At 67.8% G+C, this 10,306-nt stretch carries 10 protein-coding genes and 1 pseudogene; 5 read left to right on the forward strand and 6 right to left on the reverse strand.

The annotated features are described in order from the left end of the window. Positions 1-221 precede the first annotated feature (221 nt). A complete protein-coding gene (locus tag VI480_RS00800; protein ID WP_416246606.1) occupies positions 222-1,424 on the forward strand; it encodes an IS630 family transposase in 1,203 nt (400 codons plus the stop codon). Positions 1,425-1,442: 18 nt separating this feature from the next. On the opposite strand, the pseudogene VI480_RS15470 reads toward VI480_RS00800, so the two are convergent. Together VI480_RS15470 and VI480_RS00805 are read right to left on the reverse strand one after the other, a co-directional pair. Then, positions 1,443-1,607, reverse strand: a pseudogene (locus VI480_RS15470) (DUF5615 family PIN-like protein); the annotation flags it as partial. A 64-nt stretch (positions 1,608-1,671) separates the two neighbouring features. Beyond that, positions 1,672-2,094 carry a hypothetical protein gene (locus VI480_RS00805; protein ID WP_323670908.1) on the reverse strand — a complete coding sequence of 141 codons (423 nt, stop codon included), beginning with the start codon at positions 2,092-2,094 and terminating at the stop codon, positions 1,672-1,674. Between the two features lie 142 nt (positions 2,095-2,236). On the opposite strand from VI480_RS00805, the gene VI480_RS00810 reads away from it, so the two are divergent. From VI480_RS00810 to VI480_RS00825, 4 genes are all read left to right on the forward strand, one after another. Next, positions 2,237-3,640, forward strand: a complete 1,404-nt coding sequence (locus VI480_RS00810; protein ID WP_323670909.1) for a pyridoxal-phosphate dependent enzyme — start codon at positions 2,237-2,239, stop codon at positions 3,638-3,640. After that, entirely contained in the window at positions 3,640-4,839 is a 1,200-nt protein-coding gene (locus tag VI480_RS00815) for a cystathionine gamma-synthase (protein ID WP_323670910.1), read from the forward strand. Before VI480_RS00810 ends, VI480_RS00815 begins: the two co-directional genes overlap by 1 nt. 245 nt (positions 4,840-5,084) lie before the next feature. After that, positions 5,085-6,284, forward strand: coding sequence for an ammonium transporter (locus VI480_RS00820; protein WP_323670911.1), 1,200 nt, complete (start codon positions 5,085-5,087; stop codon positions 6,282-6,284). 159 nt (positions 6,285-6,443) lie between these two features. Next, complete coding sequence (locus tag VI480_RS00825; RefSeq protein WP_416246607.1) at positions 6,444-7,136, forward strand: histidine phosphatase family protein; 693 nt, start codon at positions 6,444-6,446, stop codon at positions 7,134-7,136. Positions 7,137-7,179: 43 nt separating this feature from the next. Here the strand turns inward: VI480_RS00825 and VI480_RS00830 are convergent, their stop codons facing one another. From VI480_RS00830 to VI480_RS00845, 4 genes are all read right to left on the reverse strand, one after another. Further along, positions 7,180-7,470 carry a HigA family addiction module antitoxin gene (locus VI480_RS00830; RefSeq protein WP_323670913.1) on the reverse strand — a complete coding sequence of 97 codons (291 nt, stop codon included), beginning with the start codon at positions 7,468-7,470 and terminating at the stop codon, positions 7,180-7,182. A gap of 18 nt (positions 7,471-7,488) precedes the next feature. Beyond that, positions 7,489-7,737: a type II toxin-antitoxin system RelE/ParE family toxin gene (locus VI480_RS00835; RefSeq protein WP_416246608.1), complete on the reverse strand. Its 249-nt coding sequence runs from the start codon at positions 7,735-7,737 to the stop codon at positions 7,489-7,491. A 174-nt stretch (positions 7,738-7,911) separates the two neighbouring features. Beyond that, the gene (locus tag VI480_RS00840) at positions 7,912-9,303 is read right to left on the reverse strand and encodes a M18 family aminopeptidase (protein ID WP_323670915.1); all 1,392 of its coding nucleotides are present in this window, start codon (positions 9,301-9,303) and stop codon (positions 7,912-7,914) included. Positions 9,304-9,325: 22 nt separating this feature from the next. After that, positions 9,326-10,174 carry an LLM class F420-dependent oxidoreductase gene (locus VI480_RS00845; protein ID WP_323670916.1) on the reverse strand — a complete coding sequence of 283 codons (849 nt, stop codon included), beginning with the start codon at positions 10,172-10,174 and terminating at the stop codon, positions 9,326-9,328. Positions 10,175-10,306: the final 132 nt, after the last annotated feature.

Raw genomic sequence — 10,306 nt, forward strand, 5'->3', positions numbered from 1 at the left:
TCTGAAGCGACGAGCAGTGTCGCCGTACGATCCGGAGCAGCGACCTGCGGCCGGACTGCGGCGCGGGCGAACTGCAGGAGGATGAGTGACGGCTGCGAACCGCGACACGGCTGCATCCCTAGCCGAGTCGCCCGCCTGGGCACCGGCTAGTGCTGTGTCCATGAACGTTGGGGGTGGTCGCGTCCGCGGTTGGTGTGTGGGTGTGTGGTGTGATCGGGGGCATGACACAGCGTTTGCGGGTGAGGCGGTTGACTCCTGAGGAGGGCAGGGAGCTTCAGCGGATCGTGCGCCGCGGGGGCGGCCCCGAGTCGGAGTTGTCCCATGTGCGGTGGCGGCGTGCTGTGGTGGTTCATGCGTCTGCTGGGGGGAACTCGGTGGGGGTGATCGCCCGGCTGGTGGCGACGTCGCAGGACCGGGTGCGCGAGATGATCCATCGGTTCAACGAGTCGGGGATGGCGTCGTTGGACCCCAAGTGGGCGGGTGGCCGTCCCCGCCGGATCACGACTGACGATGAGGCGTTCATCGTCGAGACGGCCCGGCAGCGTCCTGAGAAGCTGGGGCTGCCGTTCAAGCGGTGGAGCGTCCGCAAGCTGGCCGCGTACCTGAACGACAACCCCGGCCGGCGGGTGCGGGTCGGCCGGGAGCGGGTGCGTCAGCTGCTGGCGGCCAACGATGTCACGTTCCAGCGCACCAAGTCGTGGAAGGAGACCGACGACCCCGACCGCGACGCCAAGCTGGACCGCATCGAGGAAGTGCTCGAGAACCATCCCGGGCGGACCTTCGCGTTCGACGAGTTCGGGCCGCTTCAGATCCGCCCGGTGGCCGGGTCGGGATGGGCGCCGCGGGGCCGCCCCCAGCGGCAGCGGGCGAACTATCGCAAAGGCCACGGAGTGCGCCAGTTCCACGGCTGCTACTCGGTCGGCGACGACATGCTGTGGGGCGTCGTTCGGCAGCGCAAGTCCGCTGCCAACACCCTCGCAGCGCTGCGCTCCATCCGCGCCCGCCTCCCCGACGGCGAGCAGATCTACGTGATCCTGGACAACCTGTCCGCCCACAAAGGCGCCGCCATCGCCCGATGGGCCGACCGCAACCGCGTCGAGCTGTGCTTCACCCCCACCTACAGCTCGTGGGCGAACCCCATCGAGGCCCACTTCGGGCCGCTGCGCGAGTTCGTGCTCAACAACTCAGACCACCCCAACCACACCGTGCTCGCCCGAGCCATGCACGCCTACCTGCGCTGGCGCAACACCAGCGCCCGCGACCCCGACGTGCTCGCCGCGCAACGCCGAGAACGCGCCCGCATCCGAGCCGAGAAAGAGGAAGCGGCGCAGCGCCTCGATGAGGTTGTTCGGATATGCGACCGAGCCGCGGTAGAAGCGTGTGCTTGCGGTGATGATGATGCCGCAATGAGCATTGCCTTCTGAGCGACTGAGGTGGGCGAGTCTGAGGAAATCGCCGCTGTCCTCGGTGACCATCGTTCTGCCGGCTTCGACAGCAACCGCGAGCAACCTGGCGTCTGGGCTGCCGCGCAGTGTGCCGTCCTCCGCCAGCGCGACGGCATCCCAGCCGTCGGCGCGCAACGCTTCGGCAACCCGCGGTGAGTGCATCTCGTCGATGAGCAGGCGCACGTCGCTCAGTGTCCGGTGGCAATCGGGTCCCGCCGCGTCCTGATCAGGTTGCGAGCAGTTCTTGCTCGCGCAGCCATGCCGATTCCATCTCTGCGGAGGTCCGTTTCCGTTCGGCGACGTCCTTGTCGATCTCGTCGGTGAATTCGGCGTAGTACGCGAGCGCGGCGTCTACCTGAGTCAGGCTCAGGTTCATCAGATCGGCAGTCCGGGCGCGGCGTTGCTCGGTCGGCACGTCCCCGCCGATCAGCATGTCGATGACCCACACAACCAGTGGACCTCCCACGAGTGCCGGATAGCGCCCCGTGGTCTGCTGTCGGAAGTGGATGAGGGGGTGATTCTCCATGCGCAGTCCTTCGTCGATCAGGCGCTGCGCGAGCGTAGAGATCGAGACGCTGCGCCGACGAGCGGTTTTCTTGAGCCGCTCGTGGAGCAGCGTGTTGGTGAATCTGATCGAGACGACCGGCACGACGACAGCGTAGTCATCAGTCGCCGCGCAGCGATCTGTCGTCAGGCTCGAGATCCGCGGCGCCGGGTTGTGTTCGAGGGGAGACGTTCTGCAGCGCCGCGTTCGGGGCAGCGTGAGCCAATGCTTCCTAGGCTGTGACGCCGTGAGTGACGCCAGTCGGGAGCCGACGCCGATGCCCGAGGCCCTGAAGGGCTTGGACATTGCACCGTCGGTTCTGGACCTTGTGGGTCGCACGCCGATGGTTCGGCTGAGGAAGGTCGAGCCGCATATCGCAACGCCGGTCGTCGCCAAGCTGGAAACCGCCAACCCCGGCGGCTCGGTGAAAGACCGCGCCGCAGTGGCGATGATCGACGCCGCCGAAGCTGACGGCTTGCTGCAGCCGGGCGGCGTGATAGTGGAGCCCACCTCGGGCAACACCGGCGTGGGCCTTGCCGTGGTCGCTGCGCAGCGCGGTTACCGCTGCATCTTCGTATGCACCGACAAGGTGGCGCCTGAGAAGGTGGCGCTGTTGCGGGCCTATGGCGCAGAGGTGGTGGTCTGCCCGGTGGCGGTTGCGCCCGACGATCCACGCTCGTACTACTCGACCGCGGAGCGCTTGAGGAGCGAGACGCCGGGTGCCTACTCGCCGAACCAGTACGGCAACCCGAGAAACCCCCGAGCGCACTACGAAACGACCGGACCAGAGATCTGGGCACAGACCGAGGGCCGCATCACCCACTTCGTGGCGGGTGCAGGTACAGGTGGCACCGTCGCCGGCGTAGGTCGCTATCTCAAAGAACAGGATCCCGGTATTCAGGTCGTGATCGCTGACCCGCCGGAGTCGGTGTATGTCGGCGGAGACGGGCGGCCCTACTTGGTGGAAGGCATCGGCGAAGACTTCTGGCCGTCCACCTACGATCCGGGCGTCGTCGACCGTGGAATTCCCGTGACCGATGCCGAGTCGTTCGCGATGGCACGTCGGGTTGCCCGGCGCGAGGGCCTGCTGATCGGCGGTTCTGGCGGTACGGCTGTGACAGGCGCATTCGCCGTTGCCGCGGAACTCGATGCCGCCGGCCGCTCGGAGGAGTCGTTAGTGGTCACGCTCATTCCGGACTCGGGCCGTGGCTACCTCAGTCGGGTGTTCGACGACGAGTGGATGGCACAGATGGGGTTCCTGCCGCAGGTGCCCGGGCCCGGAACGGTGAGCAGCCTCGTCCACGGCGAGTTCGTGTTCGTGCGGCCCGACGACACCGTGGCCGCTGCGCGGCGATGCATGGATCGGGCGGGATTACGTGCCGTTCCGGTGTGCACGGGCGAGATGCCACTGGCCGCTGCTCAGGTGGTGGGCTCGGTGGCCCAAGACGGGCTGCTGGCGGTGGAGGGCGGCGCAACGGTGTCTGCGGCGATCGAACCGCCTCTGCCCGCGGTCGGCATCGGAGAACCAGTCGGTCGAATCGCCGAGCTGCTGGTCCGAGCCGACCTGCTCGCGGGACCCGAGGCGGTCGTGGTCTATGACCAGGGCAGGCCAGTCGCGACGCTCGGCGCGGACGCAATCGGAGGCAGCTGATGCTGGGCGGCGATCCGCAGGTGTCGGGCTTCGAGGACCCCGACGAGTTCGGCTTCGAGACGCGGGCGATCCGGGCGGGCCAGCCCCACGACCCCTACACGGGCGCGGTGGTCACGCCGATCTCGCTGGCCACTACGTTCGCCCAGGAGGCAGTCGGTCTGCCCCGGCACGGCTACGAGTACGGCCGCACGGGAAATCCGACTCGTCACGCGTACCAGGTCTGCGTGGCATCGCTGGAGGGGGCACAGCACGGGTTCGCCTTCGCGAGCGGGCTGGCGGCGTCGGATGCGCTGCTGCGGGCGCTGCGCCCCGGCGACAGCCTGCTGCTCGGCGACGACGCCTACGGCGGCACGTTCCGGTTGATCGACAAGGTGTTCGGCAACGCCGGGGTCGCCATGACGGCTGCCGATCTCACCACGCCTGACAAGATCCGTGACGCCTGGACGCCCAGCACCCGCATGGTCTGGCTGGAAACGCCCACCAACCCGCTGCTCACGGTGTTCGACATCGAGGCCATCTGCGCCGTCACCCACGACCTCGGCGGCATCGTGGTGGTGGACAACACGTTCGCCACGCCCTACCTGCAGCAGCCGCTGGCGCTCGGCGCCGATGCCGTGGTGCACTCGGCCACCAAGTACCTCGGCGGCCACAGCGATGTCGTCGGCGGCTTCGTGGCCACCGACGACGATGGGCTGGCAGACCACCTCGTGTACACCCAGAACGCCGTGGGCGCCGTGCCGAGCCCGTTCGACTGCTACCTGACGCTGCGAGGCGTCAAAACGCTCGGCGTGCGCATGGATCGTCACGGCGCGAGCGCGCAAGCGGTCGTCGAGCTGCTCGACGCCCACCCGGCGGTGCGCTCGGTGCTGTACCCGGGACTGCCCGATCACCTCGGGCACGACATCGCCTGCCGCCAGATGAGCGGTTTCGGCGGCATGGTCTCGTTCCGGCTCCATGACGGGCGTGCGGCTGCCGAGCGCGTGGTCGAATCCACCAAGGTCTTCACGCTGGCAGAGTCGCTGGGCGCAGTGGAATCGCTGATCGAGCACCCCGGAGCGATGACCCATGCATCGGCCGCCGGTTCGGCCCTGGAGGTGCCCGACGACCTTGTCCGGCTGTCCGTCGGTCTCGAGACCGTCGACGACCTGCTGGACGACATCGCCGCGGCGCTCGACACCGCGACTGCAACGACGCGCTAGTGCCGTGGCGGCAATCGTTCGCCACGCCCCGCACATGTGAGCAGAAATGCCGCTACAGGCGGCTTTCTTGCACACAGAACGGACACAGCAGCAAGTGCGCGCAGATATGCCTCCATAGGCGGCTTTCTTGCACACAGAACGGAGGCGGCCAGAAACACGGCTCAAGAGCGGGTGACCTGCAAAGATGTTCGGATCAGCCGCCCCATTGCCCGCTGGCGCGCACGCGCTCGACGAGGAGAGATGTAATGGAAGGCAATATCGCCTGGATACTGACCTCTGCGGCCCTGGTACTGTTCATGGTGCCGGGCTTGGCCCTGTTCTACGGCGGCATGGTGCGTGCCAAGAACGCGCTGAACATGCTCAACATGAACATGTGGTGCCTCGGCATCGTGCCGGTGATCTGGGTGCTGGTCGGCTACAGCCTCGCAGCGGGCGAGAGCGGCCTGCCGATCATCGGCGACTTCTCGCTGATGGGCATGGCCGGCATTCACGACGCCGAGGGGCTGGCCACGTTCGCATTCCTGATGACGTTCGCGGCCATCACGCCGGCGCTCATCTCAGGTGCCGTCGCCGATCGCATGAAGTTCTCGGCCTGGATGGTGTTCGTGCCCGTGTGGTCGCTGCTGGTGTATGCGCCGGTCGTGTACTGGGTGTACGGCGCTGACGGCTGGATCTACAACCTGCCGGCACACGACTTCGCCGGCGGCACCGCCATTCACGTGAACGCCGGCGCAGCCGCCATGGCCCTGGCGCTCGTCGTCGGCCGACGCTCCGGCTGGCCCCACAACCGGCCGGTTCCCCACAACGTTCCGTTCGTGATGCTGGGAGCGGGCATCCTGTGGTTCGGCTGGTTCGGCTTCAACGCTGGCTCTGCGCTGGAGGCCAACGGAGCGGCGGCGCAGGCCTTCGTCAACACCTTCATTGCCGCAGCCGCCGGCATGGTGGGCTGGGCGTTTGCCGAGTACGCACGGCACCAGCGGGTGTCCACCATCGGCATCGCCTCGGGCGTGGTCGCGGCGTTGGTGGCCATCACGCCGGCGGCGGGCTTCGTGGGCTCGATGCACTCGCTGGCCTTCGGCGCGATCGCCGGCGTGGTCTGCTTCTTCGCCATCGAGGCCAAGTTCCGGGTGGGATTCGACGACAGCCTCGACGTCGTCGGCATCCACTGGGTCGGCGGCGTGGCCGGCGGCATCTTGCTGGGCTTCTTCGCCGACGCCTCGGCGGTCCCCGGGGGCGACTTCATCGACGGCGTGTTCTTCGGCGGCGGCGTGCTGCTGTGGAACCAGGTTCTCTCGATCGCCGTGGTCACCGTGTACTCGTTCGCTGCCACTTGGATCATCGCCAGCGTGATCAAGGCGACCATGGGCATCCGGGTCTCGGCCGAGGTCGAGATGGCCGGCATCGATGTGAGCGACCACGGCGAGGCCGCGTACCAAATCGAGTAGCCGATCCAGGTCGGGCAGCCAGCACGGCCTGCCCGACCCAGCGAGGCAGGCGTTAGCTTGCCCGCCGTGACACAACCCCACGAGACGCCGGTGGCGGCTGCAGACGCGGAGCCTGTCGCGGAGCCTGTCTGCGACGACCCGATTCCTGATGCGACAGCCTTGGCGGCCTCCGACACCGAAATCCGCCAGTTCGAGCAGCAGCGCTGGATACGCCCGCCCGGCGCTACCGAAGTGCTGCTGGTGCGCCATGGGGCGTCCCAGGCGTTCATCCCGGGCGAGCCGTTTCCGATGCTGGACGGCCAGGGCGACCCTGCGCTTGCCCCCAAGGGGCACACGCAGGCCGCAGCCATGGCACGCCGGCTGGCCGACGAGCCGATCGACGCGCTGTACGTGTCATCGCTGCAGCGCACCCAGCAGACATTCGCGCCGCTGGCCGAGCGATCGGGCATGACCCCCACGGTCGAGCCCGACCTGCGCGAGGTTGCACTGGGGGAGTGGGACGGCGGTCTCATCCGCCAGCACGCAGCCGACAACCACCCGCTGTACGAGCGCCTGCACGTCGAGCGGCGCTGGGACGTCATCCCCGGGGCAGAGTCGAACGAGCAGCTCATCGGCCGGTGCATGGCGGCGCTCGGGCGCATCGCCGACGCCCATCCCGACCAGCTCGTGGCGGCATGCGTACACGGCGGGGTGATCGGCGCGGTGCTGGCACACATCACGGGCTCCACCCCGTTCTCGTTCGGCGGTGCAGACAACTGCTCGATCACCCAGGTCGTTCGTTGCGATGGCGACTGGATGCTGCGCCGGTTCAACGACTGCTCGCATCTCGACGACCACCTGCACCACGCCTGAGCATGCGGCGGCAACGGCAGCGTTGAATTCGTCGTTGCGATTGTCAGCCGAGCTGGGCGGCCGTGGGCAGAGCTTCCACCGTCTCGCCTATCTCCTGGCTGGCAACCGCCAAGTCGAACTGGGTCTGCAGGTTCATCCAGAACTGGGGCTCGACGCCGAACCACCGCCCGAGCCGAAGTGCCGTGTCGCCGGTGATCGACCGCTTGCCGGCGATGATCTGCGACACGCGATTGGGCGGCACGGCAATCTGGCGGGCGAGTTCGGTCGGGGTGATCTCGAACTCGTCCAATTCGTCTTTCAGCACCTCTCCTGGATGAACAACTCGCTGCAACATTCCTGAGTCCCTTGTCTCCTAGTGATAATCCACGATCTCGACCTCGGTCGGCCCCTGTCCTGCCACCCAGACGAAGCACACTCGCCACTGGCGATTGATCCGAATGGAGTGCTGCCCGAACCTGCTCCCCTTGAGTGCCTCGAGGCGGTTGCTCGGCAATCCCCTCAGCGTGTCCAGAGACGGGGCAGCGTTCAGGATCGCCAGCCTTCTCGCAGCCTGCTGCTCAAACCCCTGAAACGCCGGTACGAACTCCCCGTTGGCAAACATCTCGGTCTTCTTGTCCTTGTAGCCGAGAATCACTCCACCGCACTCTATCGAGATTGACGTTATACGTCAAACGTATATTCAACACGGAGACCGCATGCTGGCCGTCGGGCCCGACATTGCTGCGGTCATGCACGCGCTCAACGCCATGCTCGGCCGCTGAGGGGCGCGTAGCCCTCAGATGTCTGCGAGAAAGGCGCCGAGCGCGGCGGTGAGCATGGCGGGGTCGTCGCTGCCGCCGAGCTCGCGGGCCGAGTGCATCGACAGCATCGGCGAGCCCACGTCGACCACGCCCATGCCCAGCCGCGAGGCCGTGATCGGCCCGATGGTCGAGCCGCTCGGCAGGTTGCCCCGGTGGGAATAGATCTGGTGCGGCACACCGGCCGCGTTGCATGCTGCCGCGAAGCGAGCACTGGTGCGCGCATCGGTGGCATAGCGCACGTTGACGTTCGACTTGATCACCGGGCCGCCGTTCAGCATCGGCATGTGCCCCGGTTCATGACGCTCGGGATAGTTCGGATGCACCGCGTGGGCCCCGTCGGCCGAGACGCACAGCGAGCGGGCCACCGCCCGCAGGTACTGGCTGCGGTCGGCGCCGAGCGCCGCAGCGATGCGTTCGAGCGCGTCAGCCAGGACCGGGCTGCCGGCGCCGGTGGCGGAGTCGCTGCCGATCTCCTCGTGGTCGAACAGCACCACCACCGCAGCCGTGTCGTCGGGCACGGCCGCAAGCCCGGCCAAAGCCTCCAGCGCGGCGTGGCATGACGCCAGGTTGTCGATGCGGCCCGCCGCGTACATCTCGCCGTCGCGCCCGAGCCGTGCCGGCGGCGTGAGGTCGTGCGCCATGACGTCCCACGCCAGCACTGCGTCGGGCTCGACATCGAGCTCGGTCGCCAGAAACTCGCGGAATCCGTCAGCGCTCGGCTCGCCGAGCCCCCACACCGGGGTCGTGTGCTGCTGCCGGTCCAGCTTCAGGCCGTCGTTGGCGTCCCGGTCGAGATGAATCGCCAGTTGCGGAACCCGCAGCAGCGCCCGGTCGCAGCGCCACAGCACGGTGATCGGACGCGCCCTCGCGCCCGATCCGCCGTCGGCATCCTCTTCAGCATCGTCCCAGAAGGGAAAGTGGGTGTGCTTGTACTCCTCGGCGCCGAACAGATCACGGGAACGGTCTTCGCGGCCGCTGCTGCCGACCACAGTGACACGGCCCGAGAGGCCGAGATCGCGGTCGAGCCAGGAGTTCAGCAGCACGCCGCCGTACACCTCCACGCCGAGCTGGCGATAGCCCGACGCGCTGCTGTCGGGCCGGGGGCGCAGACGCAGGTTGGGGCTGTCGGTGTGCGCGCCGATCACGCTGAAGCGCAACCGGTCGGGATCGACATCAGCGTCGGCCCGCACGGCGACGACCGTCCCGCCGTCACGGACAGCGACGCCGGATTCGAGATCGGGGCGCTCCCATGGATCGGTCCTTGCCGCCTCGGCGAAGCCGGCCGCTGCGAGCCGGTCGACCGCAGCCGCAGCCGCATGAAACGGCGACGGAGACGCCTCGATGAACTCGAACAGCGAGTCGAGCATCTGAGCTCAGGAGGCGGGGCCGCTAGGCGTCGGCGTAGGCGGTGATGACGTCTCGGCTGAAGTCATCGAACCTGGAGCGCGACATCGGATTGGTGATGAGCCGGGTGATGCCGATCGCCGCGTACTTCTCGACCCACTCGGGAGTGGCCGCGCCGATGGTGGTGAAGTCGAGCCTGTCGGGGTCACGCCCCGCCTGCTCCGCGCAGCGCTTCGCATGGTCGAAGAGCATCGCCATCTCGTCGAGGTCTCCCGAGACGGGGAAGAATCCGTCGCCGTGCTCGCCGGCGCGCCGAGCTGCACGCTTGCTGTCGCCGCCCACGATGATCGGCACGGCGCCGACCGGCTGCGGCCGGCAGTACACCCGGTCGAACGAGACGTGCTTGCCCTGGTACGAGCACACGTCGTCGCGCCACAGCGACTGGTATGCCTCGAGATGCTCGTCGGTGATGTCGCCGCGGTCGGCGAACGACACGCCCAGCGCGTCGAATTCCTCCTCCATCCACCCGGCGCCGATGCCCAGCAGCACGCGGCCGCCCGAGAGGCGGTCGAGCGTGGCCACGGCCTTCGCGGTGACGGCGAAGTTGCGCTGCGGCACGATGAGAATCCCGGTGCCCAGCTTGATCTCGGACGTCACCGAGGCAACGAAGGCCATCCACATCAGCGGGTCGGGAATGTCGATGTCGTCCCGCTTGCCGGGCATCTTGCCGTCTTCCGAGTACGGGTACGGCGTCTGGTAGCCCTCGGGCACCACTACGTGCTCGACCGTCCACAGCGACTCGAAGCCGGCTGCCTCTGCCGCTTGTGCATATCCAATCGCCGACTCGCCCTCGACGTTGGGGCCCGTGTTGGCGAGCGTCATTCCGAATTTCACGGTGTACCTCTCATCTTGTCGCGGTAGCCCGTAGTCTGCCCCTATGCGACGCATCTCTGCTTTGTTCGTGGTGCTTGCCCTCGTTGCTGCTGCGTGCGGCGGCACCGACGATGATCCGCCCCCGGCGACCGA

The organism is Candidatus Poriferisodalis multihospitum (assembly GCF_028283155.1).
Lineage (GTDB): Bacteria > Actinomycetota > Acidimicrobiia > Acidimicrobiales > Poriferisodalaceae > Poriferisodalis > Poriferisodalis multihospitum.

What these genes read in the sequence shown, in the direction of transcription:
- VI480_RS00800 (WP_416246606.1), top strand. Translation starts at nt 222, where the DNA reads ATGACACAGCGTTTGCGGGTGAGGCGGTTGACTCCTGAGGAGGGCAGG.
- VI480_RS00815 (WP_323670910.1), top strand. Translation starts at nt 3,640, where the DNA reads ATGCTGGGCGGCGATCCGCAGGTGTCGGGCTTCGAGGACCCCGACGAG.
- VI480_RS00820 (WP_323670911.1), top strand. Translation starts at nt 5,085, where the DNA reads ATGGAAGGCAATATCGCCTGGATACTGACCTCTGCGGCCCTGGTACTG.
- VI480_RS00830 (WP_323670913.1), bottom strand. Translation starts at nt 7,470, where the DNA reads ATGTTGCAGCGAGTTGTTCATCCAGGAGAGGTGCTGAAAGACGAATTG.
- VI480_RS00835 (WP_416246608.1), bottom strand. Translation starts at nt 7,737, where the DNA reads ATGTTTGCCAACGGGGAGTTCGTACCGGCGTTTCAGGGGTTTGAGCAG.
- VI480_RS00840 (WP_323670915.1), bottom strand. Translation starts at nt 9,303, where the DNA reads ATGCTCGACTCGCTGTTCGAGTTCATCGAGGCGTCTCCGTCGCCGTTT.